This window comes from Dactylosporangium sp. CA-139066 (genome assembly GCF_050936175.1).
Classification (GTDB): domain Bacteria; phylum Actinomycetota; class Actinomycetes; order Mycobacteriales; family Micromonosporaceae; genus Dactylosporangium.
In genome coordinates, this window is sequence record NZ_JBNJNH010000002.1 from 2,253,341 (window position 1) to 2,271,135 (window position 17,795).

Consider the following 17,795-nt stretch of genomic DNA (forward strand, 5'->3'; position numbering starts at 1 on the left):
TTTTGGATGCGATCGTTCGGCCGGGCCGGATGATCGGGCATCACCCCGGGGGTGTGAATGGCTCCGTGCCGGTCCTGGCGGCCCTCACCCAGGGCGGGTGAGGACTAGTCACCCGCGGCCGTTCGCACAATGCGCTCGTGGAGATGGCCTGGATCCCCGGTGGCACCTTCGCCATGGGTGCCGAGGGCTTTTATCCGGAAGAGGCGCCCGTCCGCAAGGTCGCGGTCGATGGCTTCTGGATCGACTCGCATCCGGTGACGAACGCCGAGTTTGCCCTGTTCGTGCAGGAGACCGGCTACGAGACGGTCGCCGAACGCCCCACCGACCAGGGCCCGCCGGGCTCGATGGTGTTCGTGCAGCCGCCGGGGCCGGTGCCCCTGCGGGACTGGCGCGTGTGGTGGGAGCTGCGGCCGGGCGCGAACTGGCGCCAGCCGTTCGGGCCGGGCTCCGACGTCTGCCGGCGGTCCGCGCACCCGGTGGTGCATGTGGCGTACGAGGACGCGAAGGCGTACGCCAGCTGGGCCGGCAAGGACCTGCCCACGGAGGCCGAGTGGGAGTTCGCGGCCCGCGGCGGCCTGGACGGCGCTCCCTACCCTTGGGGCGACGAGCCCGAACCGGGCCGCGCGAACATCTGGACGGGGATATTTCCCTGGCTGGACCGCAGCGAGGACGGCCACGGCACCAGCCCGGTCGGCGCGTTCGCGGCCAACGCCTACGGACTGTTCGACGTCGTCGGGAACGTGTGGGAATGGACGTCGGACTACTATCGTTCCGGCAGCGCGCGGTTCGATGAGGTCGAGGGTGAGATCCCCGAGAACCCGCGTGTGGACACGCCCCCCGGGGCTACGGTGTTCGCCAGCCGGGTGGTGAAGGGCGGCTCGTACCTGTGCTCACCGGGGTACGACCACCGGTTCCGGCCGGCGGCCCGCCAGCCCGAGGCGATCGACAACGGCAGTTGTCACGTGGGCTTTCGATGTGTGAGGCGTCAATCCCCACAAGCGGGGTGACCACGCACTGTCATTTGTTCACCCCCTACGGGTGAGGCGACATCACCTTTTGTCGCCTCACAATCCCGTGGTCATCCGCCGTGCTGCGGTGGGTGGGAGGGGGCGAAAAACGTTGGGGCAGAAAACGCTCGTTGACACCATCACCCGTCCCGCACTGCAACTCGCAGTGCCCGAGCCGCCCCGCTATCACGTGCCACGACCGCGTCTTCTGGACGCACTTGATCGTGCCGTGGCGGGGCCTTTGACATTGATTTCCGCTCCGGCGGGGTGGGGCAAGACCACCCTGCTGGCCGAGTGGGTGGCGGCGGGGCGAGCGCCCTGGCCGCTGGCGTGGTTGACGGTTGAAGCGCACCACGGCCCACGTTTTTGGGACCACGTGCTCGACGCCGTAACACAGGGGGCCGGCGAGGCACCGGTGGCGGGTGAGGAGGGCGAGGGGCCGGGTGAGGCGCTGGATCAGCTTGTCACCCTGCTGCGCCGGACCGGTCCGCCGGTCGTGCTGGTCCTGGACGATCTGCAGGAGCTCTCGGTGCCACGCGTGTGGGGGGAACTCGAGACGCTGCTTTCCCAGGCGGGTGAACGCCTGCGTCTCATCATCGCGTGCCGCACCGATCCGGCGCTCACGCTGTACCGCTTCCGGATCCGCGGCGCGCTGAGCGAACTGCGGACCGGGCCGCTCGGGTTCACCCTCGACGAGACCGCGCAGATGCTCAACGCGCACGGCGTCCGGCTCGCCGAGTCGGCGCTGGTCGAGTTGCACGCGGTGATGAAGGGGTGGGCCGCGGGCCTGCGCCTGGCCGCGCTCGCGGTGCAGGGTCACCCGGAGCCGGACAGCCTCGTGCCGCGGTTCGCGCTGCAGGACCGGGCACTGGGGGAGTACCTGGTCGGCGAGGTCTTCGACACGCTGCCGGAGGACGTCCGCGAAGTCGTCCTGTGCACGTCGGTCCTCGACCAGGTCAGCGCCGAGCTCGTGGAGGCGCTCACGGGCCGCGTCGACGGCGCCCGCATCCTGGGCCAGCTCGAGCACTCGAACCTCTTCGTGGTGCAGGGCAGCGGGAATGCCGGGATGTACCGGTGTCACCCGCTCTTCGGGCTGATGCTGTACGACGAGCTGCGCCACCGCCGGCCCGAACAGGTGCGCCAGTTGCACCGCCGCGCGGCGGACTGGTTCGCCGCGCACGACCAGCCGGCCGACGCGCTGCGCCACGCGCTCGCGGCGCGCAACTGGAGCCAGGCCTCGGACCTGCTGGCCGCGAGCTGGCAGGAGCTGGTGCCCGGCGCCCGGATGCGCACCATCAAGGAGCTCGTGCCGCCGCCTCCGCAGGAGGTGCGCAACGACCCGAAGCTGGCCCTGGCGTTCGCGGCCGAGCGACTGGACGCCAGCGACCCGCAGGGCACGGAGACGTTCCTGCACCTGGTCGACCGATCCCAGCACACACTCGTCGACTCGGCTCGCGCGGCTCTGCGCCCGATCGTGGACAGCTTTCGGATGGCGGAGGCGCATCAAAGCCAGAAGCCGGAGTTGGTACTCGCGACAGCCCCGCTCCTGCTGAGGGAGGACACCGGCCTCGACGACCAGGACGCCGCCCGCATGCGGGCGCTGGCCCTCGTCGCCGTCGGCGGCGCGCGCCTCATCCAGGGCGACCTGGCGGCGGCCGAGCACGCTCTGCACGAGTCGCTCAACTTGGCTCGTCGCTGCGGCGGCGTGCAGTCCCAGCTCGCCGCGCTGCGCCAGCTGGCCCAGCTGAACGCGACGAGGGGCCGGCTGACCGCCGCGATGCGCTACGGCAAGGAGACCCTGGCGCTGGCCGACCGCGAGGGCCAGACCCAGGGCAGCGACGTGGTGTGGGCTCAGCTCACGGTCGCCGAGGTCTGCTACCTGCAGGCCCGGGTCCGCGCCGCCGAGCACTACCTCGATCGCGCGCTGGACGGCGGCGGCCTGGCCGACCCGGCGCTGGTCGCCGTGGCGACCATGACCCGCGCCCACATCCGCGCGGCCGCCGGCGACGCGAGGTCGGCGTGCACGGAGCTGTCGGCGATCCGCCGGCAGCTGGCCGACTGGCGGTACACGCCGCGCATGCAACACTGCGTCACCCTCGCCGAGGCGGAGCTCCGCCTGGCGGCCGGCGACGTGGAGGCCGCCAAGCGCCTGCTCACGATCGAGCCGGTCGAGATGCTGGCTCCCTGGCTCGGCGTGGTCCGCGCGAAGACCCACCTGGCCGAGCGCCGTCCCGCGGCCGCGCTGGGTGCCGTACAACCATATTTGGAACCCACAACGGGATCCCTGGTGTGGACGGTCGACGCGAACCTGACCAGCGCCCGGGCTCTGCGGGCCCTGGGCGACCGCTCGAAGGCCGGCCGCGCGCTGGAGCAGGCGCTACGGTTCTCCGACGACGAGTCGATCCGCTGGCCCTTCGTCGCGGGCGGCCAGCCCGTCCGCGAGCTCCTGGTGACGTACCTCCCGGCCGGCAGCGGCTACCGCGGCCTGGCCGAGGACATAGCCCAGGAGCTCAACGGCTTCGGCCGCCCGGCCGCCGCGGCGGGCGAGCTGGCCGAACCCTTGACGGAACGGGAGTTGGCCGTCCTGCGCTACCTGCAGGGCACGCTGTCGGCCGGCGAGATCGCGTCCATGCTGTACGTCTCGGTCAACACGGTGAAGACCCACATGAAGAACATCTACCGCAAGCTCGGCGTCGGCCGCCGGCGGGAGGTGATCGAGCGCGCCCGTGAGCTCAATCTGCTGTAACGCCGCCCACCGCCAAACGCACTAGGGAGCGCGACCCTCAGCCCGGGCCGCGCTCCTTTCTGCGTAAAGCGCGCCTACGGCGCGAACGAGACCCCGCGCCCACGTCGCGAAGCGCGACGAGAGACCGCGCCCACTGCGCGAAGCGCAACAAGAGACCGCGCCTACGGCGCGAAGCGCGACGAGCAACCCCAGCCACCGCGCGAAGCGCTACGAGAAACCACGCGTGGACGCCAGGGGCGCGAAGCGCGACAAGGGTGGCCGCGCAGCGGCCATGGGGGGTGCGGGGTGGGAACCCCCCGCCCGCGCCCGAGCGAAGCGAGCGCCAGGCTAACTTTCGGACCGCAAGGTAGCGCGCGAAGCGCAACAAAAAACCCCAGTCACCGCGCGAAGCGCGACAAGCGACCGCGCGCGGACGCCAGGGGCGCGAAGCGCAACAAAAGTGGCCGCGCAGCGGCCATGGGGGGTGCGGGGTGGAACCCCCCGCCCGCGCCCGAGCGAAGCGAGCGCCAGGCTAATTTTCGGACCCCAAGGCAGCGCGCGAAGCGCAACGAAAACCGCAACCAAAACGAAGCGGCGGCGCCCCCAAAAGGGACGCCGCCGCTCCCGGCGGGGTGGGTAGCTCTCAGCGGTTCACATAAGGCCGCGCACCAATAGCCGCCAGCTCCACAACTTCCGATTCCCCGTCCCCGGTAGCCGCCTTGGCGATCGCCGCCTCCCCGGCCAGAACCAGCGGAAGCGGATCAATCAGCGGATCGAGCGACTCCAGCGAAGCCCGCTGCACGGGCACCACCGGCTCGTCGGCCGACGCCGGCACCGTTGCCTGGCCGATGGCGCGGACCCACACCTGCGGGTGCTCGCCGATGAGCTCGACCAGTTCCGCCTCGACCGTCTCCTCGCCCAGGGCCGAGTTGACCGGGGCGCCGACCGTGGCCGGGACGATGACCGTGTCCTGCATCGACAGGCCGGACAGCGGCCGGTCGGCGGGCGGGGCGGGGACGGGCACGGCGGGCTGCTCATCCGGGTCGACCATCAGGTCGATCATGATGATGTCGTTGAGCTCGGCGCTGTGGCGGACCACCGGGCGGCCGAGCTTGTGGCGGCCGCGGTACGCGTTCGAGCGGCTGTTGCGGCGCAGGGCCAGCTTTGCCGTCGGGGCCGGGCGGGCGGGCCGCTCCGGCTCGAGGTCCTCGGCGGCGACGACGCTGCCCCGCGGTACCGTCAGGATGAACAAAATGATCACGTCCAGCGTGACCATCAGCAACGACCACGCCGGGTACGCCCGGAGCATGGCCAGCTGCGAGATCGCGTGCAGGGCCACGACGCTCACCGCGGCCAGCTTGGCACTGGGTTTACGGGCGCGCAGCGCGAAGCCGGTGACCCCGAGCAGCACACCCAGCGTCACCGTGGCCGCGGCCCAGGTGCCGGCGTTGGTGAACGCCACGTCGTCGCGGTCGAAGCCGACCCCGCCGCTGGCGAAAGCCACCAGCAGCCCCTGCGAGACGTTCAGCGTGCCCACCAGTGTGAGCATCGTCGTGCCGAACGTCCGAAATTCCTTCACCCGCATCCGCCCGTCTTCTCCCTTGAATCGTGCTCTAAGGCGCCGTAAATGCGTGAGGCCGTGCCGGTCCCCGGTCAAAACCGAAAGACCGGCACGGCCTATATCCCCCGTTACTTGTTCCCCCCGGAACAGGCCCGACCCGTGGTGTCCGGTCCCGCCGCCCGCGGTACCGGACACCGGCGCAGACCCCTCCGCGCCGGCTCGCTCGGTGCCGGTTGATCCCTCCCGCGGACATGGGCGGATCCCCCGGCCTCCGCACTCGCCGGACATCGGCGCCTGCCTCAGTCGGCAACGTGTCGTGCCTTGAGGACATACTTCGAGCGAGGCGGGTGAATGGGGATCACCCTCGATGGGTGAAGCGCCGGGTGGCGAAACGGCAGGCCTCAGGCGGGCTCGGCGGCCAGCAGACAGGCGTCGTCGTCGGGGTTGCCGCGGTGGGCGAGGTCGAGCGCGGTGCGCAGGCGCTCGCCCGGCGCGCACACGCGCATCGCGAGGCGCACGTCGTCGGCGAGGTGCTGCACGCCCTGGTCGATGGCCTGGTCGCGCTGCTCGACCACGCCGTCGGTGTACATCAGCAGCAAGTCTCCCGCTTCCACGACCGCGCGCGCCGTGGCGTAGCGGGCGGCCGGGTCGACGCCGAGTGCCATGCCGGCCGGCTGGGCCAGCGCGGTCACGCCGGCCGCGTTGGCCCGCAGGATCGGCAGGTGACCGGCGCGCGACCACGTCAGCGTGTGGTCCGCGGGGCGGAAACGGCCGCAGACGGCCGTCGCCAGAGTGGTGTTGGGCCGGCGGCACAGCATCCGGTTGAGGGCCGCCAGGATCGCGCCGGGCTCGTCACCGGCCAGCGCCAGGCGCGTCATCGCCGCCCGCAGCTGCACCATCGTCGCGGCGGCGGCGCGGCCGTGGCCCATCACGTCGCCGACCGCCAGCATCACGTCCCCGCCGGGCAGCGGGGTGGTGAGGTACCAGTCACCCCCGAGGTTGGAGGCGTGGTCCGCGGCGGCGTACCGCACGCCCACCCGGACCCCGTTGACCTGCTCCCGCACCGCCATAGCCATGCCGCATATCCTGTCCCCGGCGCGGGCCCCGGCGGCTCGCCTGAGGCGGGTGAGAGCCTAGATGAGGCTCAGCTCCCTTCCCTTTCGCACGGCGTCGCGGCGGCGGCTGACGCCCAGCTTGCGGTACACATGCCGGACGTGGGTCTTGACCGTGTTGGCCGAAACACTGAGCACGGTGGCGATCTCGGCGATCGACAGCATGCTGCGCAGGTACTGCAGCACGAGCGTCTCCCGCTCTGTCAGCGGCTCGGCCAGTTGCCCGGCGGCGACCTCGAACCCGTCGCCCCCGGAGGCCGCGGACGAAACCGCCGTCGGCGAACTCGTCTCACCCGAAGGCCGCTCCAGCGACGCCGAGGCGGACGGATGCTCCGCCGGCAGCGAGGCGGACGGCTGCTCCAGGGGCGCCGGCGGCGGCGCGTCGAGCAGCTCGGCGATCCACACGCCGTGGCCGAGGAAGGGCGCCCGGATGCCCTCGGGCGCGGCCAGCCGCAGCGCGTGCTCGATCTGCTCCGCGGCGCCGGCGAGGTCGCCGAGCTGCCGCAGGGACTGGGCCAGCAGTACCGTCGCGGACACCGTCGTGACGAGGGAGGCCGGCTGCGCCGCCAGCACCTCCTCCAGCACGCGCGCGGCGACCTGGGGGCGGCCGAGCGCGACGTTGAGCCGGGCGTCCCCGAGGGCCACCAGCTCGGCCCGCGGCCAGCGGCGGGTGAGCTCGTCGAGGATTGCGTGCGCCTTGTCCAGCCGGCCCTCGGCGAGGCACAGGTCGGCGTGCAGCACCCGGGCCGAGACCTCGGCGGTCGGCGGCATGGTGCCGATCCGGCTGCCCAGCAGCGGGTCGAGCGCCTCGGCCGCGCCGGCCAGGTCGTCGGCGTCGAAGAGCAGCTGGGCCAGGCTGATCGCGCCGCTGACCCAGCCGTGCGGGTCGGGCTGTGCCTCGGCGGTGACGCTCTCGTCGATGTGGAACCGGGCCTCGTCGAGCTGGCCGCGGATGCGGCAGACGGCCGTGAGTACGAGCCGGGCGTAGCTGATGTTGCGCGACTCGTCGATGCCCGCGTCGCGGCTGCCGTCGAGCACCCGGCGGGCGCACGCGGCGGCCGCGGACAGCCGGCCGCGGAACAGGTGCATGAGCGCCTGCTGGCGGTTGGCCTGCACGGTGAGCAGGTTGAACCCGGACTTGCGGGCCAGCGCCGCGCCGGTCTCGAGGGCCGCGTCGGCGTCGTCGAGCTCGTCGTAGGCGATGCCGGAGCCGGCGACGGACAGGTACGCGGCCGAGCGCGCGGCGTCGGCGGCGTCGGCGTACAGGTGCTCGCCGGCCGCCTCCTCGATGCGCAGCAGCAGCCGGGCGGCCGCGTCGCGGGAGCGCTCCGGGTCCTCGGCCGCCATCGCCTCGGCCAGCCGCGCGCCCGCCAGGATCTCGGCGTCCAGCGGGCTCGGCGACTCGCCCAGAGCCCGTTCACCCAGCCGGATGAACGCCGACATGCCGGCAGTGTCGCCGGTGTCGCGGCAGCAGATGGCCAGCGCGAAGGCGAGCATCGGGCGGTCGGCGATGTCCGCTGGAGGGTGCGGGCCGGTCCGCGGCGCCATTGCGCGCGGCCCCGACCCGCAGAGCTCCGGCCAGTACTGCAGAAATAATCGCTCGGCGCTCACCCAGTCGGCGCCGAAGACCGCGTGCACGACCGCGTCGCCGGGCAGCCCGTTGGCCGCGTACCAGCCGGCGGCGGCCCGGTGCAGGCCCCGCTCCTCGGCCGCGAGCGTGGTGTGCACCTCGGCGCGCAGGACCGAGCGCAGCAGGCGGCGGTAGCGGTACCACGAGTGCGAGCCGCCGTAGAAGGTCGCCAGCGCGTTGGCCCGGCTGGCCTGGGCGAGCTGCCGGGCGCCGTTGCGGCTGCCGGTGAGCGCCTCGACGAGCCCCGGGCAGACCGTCTCCACGATCGACGTGCGCAGCATGACGTCGTACACGTCGGGGTCGAGGTGGGCGAGGATCTCCCGCTGCACGTACTCGGTCAGCCCCACCTGCTCGTTCAGCCCGGCCTCGCCGGCGACGAGGTCGGCGACGATCCGCTCGGGCTCGTGGCGGCCGACCATCGCCGACAGCGCCACCGCGACCGCCGCGGGCCAGCCCTCGGTCACGTGCCACAGGGCGTACCGGAAGTGCTGGGCCAGCCGCACGTCGAAGCGCTCGGCGAGGCCGGCGAGCTCGGCCTGGGAGAAGGCGAGGTGGTCGGAGCGCAGCTCGGTGAGCTGGCCGCGCACCCGCCAGCGGTACAGCGACAGCGGCGGCTCGCTGCGGGCCAGCAGCAGGAAGCTGATCCGCTCGCCGAGGCGGGTCATCAGGCGCTCGATGCGGCGCAGGACCGTGCGGTTGGTGACGTTGTGCAGGTCGTCGAGGACCACCACCGCGCGCTCGTACAGCCGGCCGTTGCTCCACGCGTACGTCGCCGGGTCGAGCGCGATGCCGGCCGCGGTCAGCGCGTCCGTGATCTGCCGCCACGCCGTCGCGCCGCAGTTGGGCTCGAACCGCACGTAGGCCGTGCGTCCGTGGAGCCGGGCCGTCTGCAGCCACGACGTGGCGAGCACCGTCTTGCCCCACCCGGTGGGCGCGCAGACGAGGGTCACCGGCAGCTCCACCGCCGCGTCCAGCTGGTCGAGCAGTCGTCCGCGCTCCAGGTGTACCCCGGGCAGGTGCGCAACGTCGCCCGTGAGCTCGGCCACGGCCGGAGCCGGCCGCACCTCCAGGGGTCGGACCGTCGCGGCCCAGCTCGACGAGCCGAGGAAGCGCTCGGCGGCGTCGTTGTGCGCCAATCTGTCAAGCGTGGTCTCGCCGTGGTGACTGGTTTGCACGGTCTCTCCCGAAATCGCGGGTCTACGACGTGCCCCGGACTGGCACCTTTCCCTCGCTGATTGGCCATCTGCCGACGTCGAACACCTTAGAACTCGAAGCGCGTTTCGTGGAGGGCTCCATTCATCTATGTCGATCTAAAAGAGCGTGGAGCTGCCCCCGGTTTTCCCTGATTGGGTGGCTTATAGTTCGATATTCATCAATATGTTGCAGGGTTGCAGTGAACACTTCGTGCGCACCGCAGGCGGCGAACGGAGGATTTTGCCCGGTTTTGCTGTCCGCGTGACTTGAGACCTGGTGGCGGTTGACTACACAGCGTGACATTGGCAACGACTGGCTCCAGTGCCGCTGCCGGTATCAATCGGCCCAACCCGGGTGCTAGGCCCCGCAACCCCGCCCAGGATCCCTCGATTACTGATGTCTGTGGCGTGTTGTGACGGCAAGTACTCAGATCATCTACCGGCGCTACTCAACAAATACGGCTCCAGCCCCGGCTCGCTACCTAGAATTACAAGCTTGTCATCAGTGAAACTGCTGGAGGATCGCTCGAGCCTCACTCAAACGCGTGCCAATCTGCAATTTGCAGGCAGAAAGGCCCGGCATTTCGGCACGAACCGCCCAGCCGGGTCGTGTCGTGACGGACGGGCGAACGAGGCGCGGTCGAGCAACCCGCACAACGCGGGGCGCAAACAGGCGTCGAACCCGGTCGGTGCAATCGCTCCGACGCGGTGCGGTGGGGCGCAAGCGTCAGCTGGCCTGCGCGGCCGCGTCGTCCTCGGCCAGCGGCACGCCGGAGGCCCGCGCGAACGCGGCGAGGCCCTGCATGAGCGCGGCCCGATCGTCGGGCGGCATGCGGCGCAGCACGGCGGCGATGGTCTCCTGCCGTTGCCGGCCCAGGCCGTCGAGCAGGCGGCGCGCGCTCGGGGTGAGCACCAGCCAGACCTCCCGGCGGTCCCGCTCGTCGGCGGTGCGCCGCAGGAGGTCGGCGGCCTCCAGGCGGTCGCAGAGCCGGCTGGCCGAGGACGGCGCCGTATGCAGGGCGACGGCGAGCTGGGTCAGGTTGACCGAGCCGGCCTGGTCGACGACCCCGAGGACGCGCAGCTGGGCCGCGGACACGCCGGAGTTGTCGTTGGCCGCGCTCGTGGCGAGGACCAGCGCCTGGCCGGCCGCGTCGACCAGCGCCGCGGCGGCGGTCAGGTCGTCATGGCCAGACGGGTGCGGTGAGGGTCTGGTCCGCACGTTGTCCTCCGGGTGTCGGCGGGCGTCACGGGTCGGCTCGGGGCGACCAGTCCAGGCAGATGATCACGGCATCGTCCGCGAACTCGGTGCCCGCGTGATAGTCACGAAGGCTGCGCATGACGCTGCTGACCGCCTCGGCCGGAGGCTGCAACCGGGTCGATCGTATGGCACGGCTCAACTCCCGCTCACCGAACGTCGGCTCGTTCGGCCGGGCGGCGGCGTGAACTCCGTCGCTGAGGATGAAGAGCCGATCGCCGGGTTGCAGGTTGGTGCGCTCCTCGACGTATCGCGTGTCGCCGAACATCCCCAGCGGTAGCTGCGGATCCAGGGGCATGTCGCGCACCTGGCCGCCGCGCACGAGCACCATCCGGGGCGAGCCGGCGTCGATCATGCGCAGCTCGCCGGTGCTCGCGTTCAGCGACAGGAGCAGCGTGGCGAGGTGCCGCGCCCCGCCGTACTGCGAGAAGATCGCGTCCGCGGCGAGCACCGCCTGGTCGGCGAGGTCCCCGGGGCTGCTCTGCCCGGCCGGGATCGAGCGGCGGGCGTTGCGCATGGCGTTGACCGCGAGCGTGGTCAGCATCGCCGCCTCGAGCCCGGTGCCCATCCCGTTGAGCGCGGTCACGGTCAGCCAGTCGCCGTTGATGGACCAGTCGAAGTGGTCGCCGCACACCGCGTAGGCCGGCTCGAGCTGCCCCGCGAACTTCAGGCCCGGCTGCTCGAAGCCACGGGCCGGCAGCAGGTCCCACTGCATCTCGGCGGCCATGGTCAGCCGGCCGGTGCGGCGGCGGTCGATGTGGTAGCGGTCCGTGCGCCGGTACGCCGCGGCCAGCGCGATCGCGAAGGCGTCGGCGAGCTCCTCCAGGCGCGGGCGCTCCGCCGGCAGCCGGTCGGCGTCCAGCCCGACGCTGAGCACGCCGACGCGCTCGCCCCAGGCGGTCACCGGCAGGTACAGCCGGGCCAGCGCCTGGCCCTCGCGGGCCTCCTGCACCGGCTCCTGGCTGGCGAACGCGCGGGTCGCCGGGGCCAGCTGGTCGCCGACCGTGTCGGACATGTCGATGCCGGACGGCGAGAGCGTGGTCGTGCGATAGTCGGCCAGCCACACCGTGCTGAACTTCGTGCCGTGGGTCGCGCTGAGATATGCGTCGAGGGTCTCCACCAGCCGATCCGGTGGAGCGATGCGCAGGGCCTTCTCGATGGAGCCAACGCCGGACATGCGAGCCTTTCGCCAGCCTTTGCTTGCCGTGCGGCAAATAATATAAGGCGGGTTCTTCGACTCTTCAGATACCCACTACTGCGGTGCGGCTACACCCATCGGGATCCAAGCCACATGCGCGAGAACCAGCTCGTGTACGAAATGCTCTCGCCTGCGTAGATTGGATAGAAATAGGCGAAACAGGCGGCCACGAGCAGCACGTACGCCCCGGCGATGATCGCCCCGATCATCCGCTGGTCGCTCGCCGGGCGCAGCCTGCGCGGCGGCCCGATGATCGCCCCGAGGACGTACACCACCGCCAGGATCAGGAACGGCTCGGCCGGCAGGGCGTAGAAGTAGAACATCGTGCGGTGCTCGGGCATCTCGTTGAACCAGGGCACGATGCCGGTCAGGGCGCCGGCCAGGATCAGCCAGGCCCGGCCGTCGCGGCGGGCGATCGCCAGCCACACGAGCGCGACCAGCGCCGGCAGGAACGACCACCACAGCAGCGGCGTGCCGAGCAGCAGGATCTCCGCGGCGCAGCTGGACGCGCCGCACGGCCCGCTCTGGTCCCAGTAGAACGCCACCGGCCGGCCCAGCAGCAGCCACTGCCAGGGCCAGGACTGGTACTGGTGCGGCGTGCTCAGGCCGGTATGGAACTTGTACGCCTCCTCGTGGTAGTGCCAGAGGTTCAGCAGCGGGTCGAACCAGCGGTCGTGGGGAAGGCCGTTGGTCTCGGCGTACCAGTGCCGGAAGTAGCCGTTGTCGGAGAGGAACCAGCCCCACCACGTGTTGACGTACACCACGAACGCGATCGCGAAGGTGCCCAGGAACCAGATGGCCCCATCGGTCCAGATGCCCTCGGCCACCCAGTGCTTGAACCCGGCGCTGCGGCGGGCGCTCATGTCGAACAGCACCATGGCGACCGCGAAGATCAGCACGTAGTAGATCGCGCTCCACTTCACGCCGCAGGCGAGGCCAAGCGAGATCGCGCACAACAGGCGGTACCACCGGTAGCCCAGCCGCGGGCGCGGGCCCGGCCGGTCGGGTTCGTGCCCGTCCTCCAGCGCGCGCAGCAGCCGCGCCCTTCGCTGCTCCCGGTCCAGGACCAGGAAGAAGAACGCCACCACGATCCAGAACATCAGGAAGATGTCGAGCAGGGCCACGCGGGAGAGCACGAAGTGCATGCCGTCCAGCGACATGAGCAGCCCGGCCGCGCCGGCCAGGATCGTGGAGCGGAAGAGCCGGTAGGCCGCGATGACGATCAACAGGATCGAGATGACCCCGACGGTGACGGCCGAGATGCGCCAACCGAAGGAGTTGTACCCGAAGAGCTGCTCGCCGATGCCGATCATCCACTTGCCCACGGGCGGGTGGACCACGTACTGCGGCGTGTTGTCCTCGGGGTTCCACTCCACGCCGTGCTGGAGCAGGTCCTGTGCCTCGTTGGCGTAGTAGACCTCGTCGAAGATCACTTCCTTCGGCTGCGCGAGGTTCACCAGCCGCACCAGGGCGCCGATGCCGGTGATCAATATCGCGACCAGCCAGAAGTTGATGCCCCCGGCCGGCGGCCGAGCGAGCCGGCGGCGGACGATATCGGGCACCGCGCGCAGCGTCGGCGTCGCGGCGGGGCTCTCCGGCTCGCTTGCTTGGGTCAGCACACCCGAGGTCATTGGGCGATCGTAGGGTGCGGGATGCCACCATCGCACATGTGCCATTGATTCTGCTCGGAGCGCCGCTGGGAAATCCCGAGGATGCGTCGCCGCGACTGCGTGAAACACTCGCGACCGCCGACGTGATCGCGGCCGAGGACACGCGCCGGCTGGGGCGCCTCGCGCAGCATCTCGGGGTCGAGATCACCGGCCGGCTGGTGAGCTACTTCGAGGGCAACGAGGAGCGGCGCACGCCCGAGCTGGCCGACCTGCTCGCCGAGGGCCTCACCGTCGCGGTGGTCACCGACGGCGGCATGCCGAGCGTCTCCGACCCCGGGTTCCGGCTCGTGCGGGCCGCCATCGCCCGCGGCGTGCCGGTGACCGCGGCGCCCGGCCCGAGCGCCGTCGTCACCGCGCTCGCGGTCTCCGGGCTGCCGTGCGACCGGTTCTGCTTCGAGGGGTTCCCGCCGCGCAAGCCGGGGGAGCGGCGGGCGTACCTGGCCTCGCTCGCGGCCGAGCCCCGCACCCTCGTCTTCTTCGAGTCGCCGCACCGCATCGCCGACACGCTGCAGGACATGGCCCTGGCCTTCGGCGAGGACCGGCCCGCGGCGCTGTGCCGCGAGCTGACGAAGACCTACGAGGAGATCCGCCGCGGCAGCCTGGCGTCCCTGGCCGCGGAGGCCGAGACCGCCCGCGGCGAGATCACGCTGGTCATCGCCGGCGCGCCGCCGGTCGCCGCCGAGCGCCCCTCCGACGCGGCGCTGGCCGCCGAGGTGGCCGCCCTGGTCGCCGCCGGCGCCGACCGCAAGGCGGCGACCCTGGAGGTGGCCCGCCGCCACGACCTGGCCAAGCGGGACGTCTACGCGGCAGTCATCGCGCACAAGTAGGCGCCCCCAGCTACGGGGCCAGGTCCGGCTCCTCGTCCTCGGTGTCGCCGGCCCAGGCGACGTACCCGTCCGGGCGCACGAGCATCCGCGCCGCGCCGCCGGCGGTGGCCTGGTCGAGCCGGTCCTCGTAGCCGTCGGCCTTGGGGTTGAGCAGCAGCGCCCGGCCGCCGTGGAGCCGCTCGGCCAGGCGCGTGCCGTCGGACAGCTCCAGGTCGGGGCCGAGCCGACCGGTCAGCGGGTGCTCGCCGGGCCGCTCGTAGCCCTGCCACCCGCCGCCTGGACGGCGCCCGCCGGGTCTTCGCCGGGGAGGACCACGAGGCGGTGGCGGCCGACCTCGTGGTCCAGCACGGCCGCGCCTTCGACGGCGTGGGGCTGTAGGCGGGGCTAGCGCCTGTTTCATTACTGGGGTGGGAGCGAGGCCGAGTCCAGATTTCGTCTGGCGGTGGCCCGCGGAAGCCTGGCTACCGGTGTTGTAACCCGGCTTTCGCGGGACGCCGCCAGGCGGAATCTGGGCCGGCCGCAGCCCCGCCTCAGTAATGAAACAGGCGCTAGTAGGCGGCGGCGACGATGGCCGCGCCGAGGACCAGCGGGGCCAGCGCGGTGAGGGTCCAGGCGATCAGGCGGTCGCGGAAGCGGCCGAAGCGCCACGCGCCGGTGAGCCAGGCCAGGAGGATGCCGCACAGCGCGATGAGGCCGAGACCGGCGGCCCAGCGCACGCGCAGGCCGGACTCGTTGCCGGCGTAGACGGTGCGGCCGCCCGGGACCATCTCGGCGGCGACCGAGGCGCCCGGGCCCCCGTCGAGGCCCAAGACCCGGGCGCCGTCGACCGGTTCGCGGCCGGGGGCGGCGAAGTCGGCCAGGCAGCGGCGCAGGACTCCGTCGCCCTGGCACGCCGTGATCTCGGCGGTGCCGCGCACGCGGTGGCCCATGTCCAGCCAGAACGGCTCCGCGCTGGTCCAGGCGAAGAAGCCGGCGAGCAGCCCGAGCAGGAGCATCGCGGACAGCCCGGCCAGCGGCCCGCGCGGCGGCCGGGTGCGCCGCGGCCGACGCTGTGGCCGGGCGGGCGCCGATCGCCGCTCGTCGCGGGCCTCGCGCAGCACCCGCATGGACGGCGGCGGCCACTGCTCGGTCCGCTCAGCCGGTGCGGATCGTTCGGTCCAGGCGAACTGCTCCGGCTGCCCGGCCAGATGCTCCAGCACCGCGTTCCGCCCGGCCTGGCGGGCCGTGTCGTCGAGCGGCGGCTCCGGCTGCGGTTCCGGCACGGCACCGGGTGTTTCCACGGGATCGGGCGCCTCGTGGAGCGCGACGGTACTCGTGGTGGGCCACAGCGGGAATTGCTCCCGGGCCGCCAGGTGCCGCCGTTCGGGGACCGACCGTTCGGCGGCTGAATGTTCACCCGCCGAACGTTCGCGGGCCGATCGGCCCGGCCGGGGCCGGCGCGGGCCCGGCTCGGCGCCGGGCAGGGCCGGCGGGCGGGGAACCACGGCCGGCGCGAGCGCCCGCCGCGTGGTCTCCGTCACCGCCGGAGCGGGCGCCGCGGATGCGGCGAAGGGCGCAGCGGCCGGCTCGGTGGCCGGCGGCTCGGGCTGGACGGTCGGCGGCGCCGGGGTGCGGACCGGCGGGATTCCCGCGGCCTCGCCCCGCCACCCCCGCCGGGCGGGCATTTCACTCACGTTTTCATTGGACAACGGGCGATCGCCAACGTATCGGACGTCCGGCGCGTGTCGGGAGAATCCCACCTGTTCGCCGAAGCCCGGGGCGGGTCATTAGGCTTGCCAGTCATGAGTCGTGTTCTCGCCGCGGTCGCCTGGCCCTACGCCAACGGTCCGCGTCACATCGGTCACGTGTCCGGATTCGGGGTGCCCTCCGACGTCTTCAGCCGCTACATGCGGATGGCCGGCCACGACGTGCTGATGGTGTCGGGCACCGACGAGCACGGCACGCCGATCCAGGTGCAGGCCGACGCCGAGGGCGTGACCCCGCGGGAGCTGGTCGATCGCTACAACCGGGTCATCGTGGAGGACCTGCACGGGCTCGGGCTGACGTACGACCTCTTCACGCGCACCACGACCGGCAACCACTACCAGGTCGTGCAGGAGCTGTTCTCCGGGCTGTACGACAACGGGTACATCATCGCGAAGACCACGCTCGGGGCGATCTCGCCGTCGACCGGTCGCACGCTGCCCGACCGCTACATCGAGGGCACCTGCCCGATCTGCGGCTACGACAGCGCGCGCGGCGACCAGTGCGACAACTGCGGCAACCAGCTCGACCCCGACCAGCTCATCAACCCGCGCTCGAAGATCAACGGCGAGACGCCGCAGTTCGTGGAGACCGAGCACTTCTTCCTGGATCTCCCCGCGTTCGCCGACCAGCTCAACGCCTGGCTCGACACGCGCGAGGGCTGGCGGCCCAACGTGCTGAAGTTCTCCCGGAACCTCATCGACGACCTGCAGCCTCGGGCGATCACGCGGGACCTGGAGTGGGGCGTGCCGATCCCGCTCGATGCGTGGAAGAGCCGCGACGACAAGCGGATCTACGTGTGGTTCGACGCCGTGATCGGGTATCTGTCGGCCTCGATCGAGTGGGCCCGGCGCACCGGCGAGCCCGAGGCGTGGCGGCTGTGGTGGCAGGACCCGCAGGCCCAGGGGTACTACTTCATGGGCAAGGACAACATCGTCTTCCACTCGGTGATCTGGCCGTCGATCCTGCTCGGCTACTCCGGGCCGAAGCCGCAGTCCCTCGGGGCGCTCAACCTGCCGACCGAGGTGGTCTCCTCGGAGTACCTCACGATGGAGGGGCGCAAGTTCTCCTCGTCGCGACGGGTCGTGATCTACGTGCGCGACTTCCTGGAGCGCTACGACGCCGACGCCCTGCGCTACTTCATCGCCGTGGCCGGCCCCGAGTCCAACGACACCGACTTCACCTGGTCGGAGTTCCGCCGGCGCAACAACGACGAGCTCGTCGCGGGCTGGGGCAACCTGGTCAACCGCTCGATCTCGATGGCCGCCAAGAACTTCGGCGAGATCCCGGCGGCCGGCGAGCTGACCGCGGAGGACGAGGCGCTGCTGGCGTCGGTGCGGGCCGGGTTCGACGCCGTCGGGCAGCTGCTCGCCAAGCACCGCCAGAAGGCCGCGATCACCGAGGCCATGCGGGTCGTCGGCGAGGTCAACAAGTACTTCTCCGACCAGGCGCCGTGGAAGCTCAAGGAGGACAAGGCCCGCATGGGCACGGTCCTGCACGTGGCGCTGCAGGCGGTCCGGGACTGCAACACGCTGCTCACGCCGTTCCTGCCGCACGCCGCGCAGCGCATCCACGAGCTGCTCGGCGGCGTGGGCGTGCACGCCCCGATGCCGGAGATCCGCGAGGTCGAGGACCTGGACAACGGCCGGACCTATCCGGTGCTGATGGGCGACTACAGCGTCGGCGGCAAGTGGGAGCACGTCGCGATCGAGGCCGGCACCAAGCTCGAGGCACCGACTCCGGTCTTCAAGAAGCTGGACGAGTCGATCGTCGAGGAGGAGCTCGCCCGCCTCCAAGGCTGAGCGGCGCGCAAAGCGCGGTAAAAGGTGCCCGAGGAGCGGGCATGGGGGGGGTGCGGGGTGGGAACCCCCCGC

General features: G+C 71.8%; 12 protein-coding genes. 4 read left to right on the top strand and 8 right to left on the bottom strand.

The genetic code is table 11. The features are described from left to right. Positions 1–143 precede the first annotated feature (143 nt). Positions 144–1,007, top strand: coding sequence for a formylglycine-generating enzyme family protein (locus ACQEVU_RS55195; RefSeq protein ID WP_433339771.1), 864 nt, complete (start codon positions 144–146; stop codon positions 1,005–1,007). 190 nt (positions 1,008–1,197) lie between these two features. After that, on the top strand, positions 1,198–3,753 hold the full coding sequence (locus ACQEVU_RS55200) for a LuxR C-terminal-related transcriptional regulator (protein ID WP_433339772.1): 2,556 nt from the start codon (positions 1,198–1,200) through the stop codon (positions 3,751–3,753). A gap of 622 nt (positions 3,754–4,375) precedes the next feature. On the opposite strand, the gene ACQEVU_RS55205 is transcribed toward ACQEVU_RS55200, so the two are convergent. The 6 genes from ACQEVU_RS55205 to ACQEVU_RS55230 all read right to left on the bottom strand — a co-directional run bounded on the left by ACQEVU_RS55205 (position 4,376) and on the right by ACQEVU_RS55230 (position 13,357). Then, positions 4,376–5,317 (bottom strand): DUF7144 family membrane protein, encoded by a 942-nt coding sequence (locus ACQEVU_RS55205; protein ID WP_433339233.1) that lies wholly within the window; start codon positions 5,315–5,317, stop codon positions 4,376–4,378. Positions 5,318–5,694: 377 nt separating this feature from the next. Further along, positions 5,695–6,369 (bottom strand): PP2C family protein-serine/threonine phosphatase, encoded by a 675-nt coding sequence (locus ACQEVU_RS55210; RefSeq protein ID WP_433339235.1) that lies wholly within the window; start codon positions 6,367–6,369, stop codon positions 5,695–5,697. Positions 6,370–6,426: 57 nt separating this feature from the next. Continuing rightward, the gene (locus tag ACQEVU_RS55215; RefSeq protein WP_433339237.1) at positions 6,427–9,171 is read right to left on the bottom strand and encodes a LuxR C-terminal-related transcriptional regulator; all 2,745 of its coding nucleotides are present in this window, start codon (positions 9,169–9,171) and stop codon (positions 6,427–6,429) included. Between the two features lie 784 nt (positions 9,172–9,955). Further along, positions 9,956–10,447, bottom strand: coding sequence for a MarR family transcriptional regulator (locus ACQEVU_RS55220; protein ID WP_433339239.1), 492 nt, complete (start codon positions 10,445–10,447; stop codon positions 9,956–9,958). A gap of 25 nt (positions 10,448–10,472) precedes the next feature. Beyond that, complete coding sequence (locus ACQEVU_RS55225) at positions 10,473–11,660, bottom strand: PP2C family protein-serine/threonine phosphatase (protein WP_433339241.1); 1,188 nt, start codon at positions 11,658–11,660, stop codon at positions 10,473–10,475. Positions 11,661–11,749: 89 nt separating this feature from the next. Next, on the bottom strand, positions 11,750–13,357 hold the full coding sequence (locus ACQEVU_RS55230; RefSeq protein ID WP_433339243.1) for a dolichyl-phosphate-mannose--protein mannosyltransferase: 1,608 nt from the start codon (positions 13,355–13,357) through the stop codon (positions 11,750–11,752). Here ACQEVU_RS55230 and rsmI point away from each other — a divergent pair. Further along, entirely contained in the window at positions 13,312–14,178 is an 867-nt protein-coding gene (gene rsmI, locus ACQEVU_RS55235) for a 16S rRNA (cytidine(1402)-2'-O)-methyltransferase (protein WP_433339245.1), read from the top strand. The genes ACQEVU_RS55230 and rsmI overlap by 46 nt on opposite strands. A gap of 10 nt (positions 14,179–14,188) precedes the next feature. Here rsmI and ACQEVU_RS55240 read toward each other — a convergent pair whose 3' ends face one another. Then, complete coding sequence (locus tag ACQEVU_RS55240) at positions 14,189–14,578, bottom strand: hypothetical protein (RefSeq protein ID WP_433339247.1); 390 nt, start codon at positions 14,576–14,578, stop codon at positions 14,189–14,191. Between the two features lie 148 nt (positions 14,579–14,726). Further along, the gene (locus tag ACQEVU_RS55245; protein WP_433339249.1) at positions 14,727–15,851 is read right to left on the bottom strand and encodes a hypothetical protein; all 1,125 of its coding nucleotides are present in this window, start codon (positions 15,849–15,851) and stop codon (positions 14,727–14,729) included. Between the two features lie 108 nt (positions 15,852–15,959). Between ACQEVU_RS55245 and metG the strand changes: the two genes are divergently transcribed. After that, on the top strand, positions 15,960–17,723 hold the full coding sequence (gene metG / locus ACQEVU_RS55250; RefSeq protein ID WP_433339251.1) for a methionine--tRNA ligase: 1,764 nt from the start codon (positions 15,960–15,962) through the stop codon (positions 17,721–17,723). Positions 17,724–17,795: the final 72 nt, after the last annotated feature.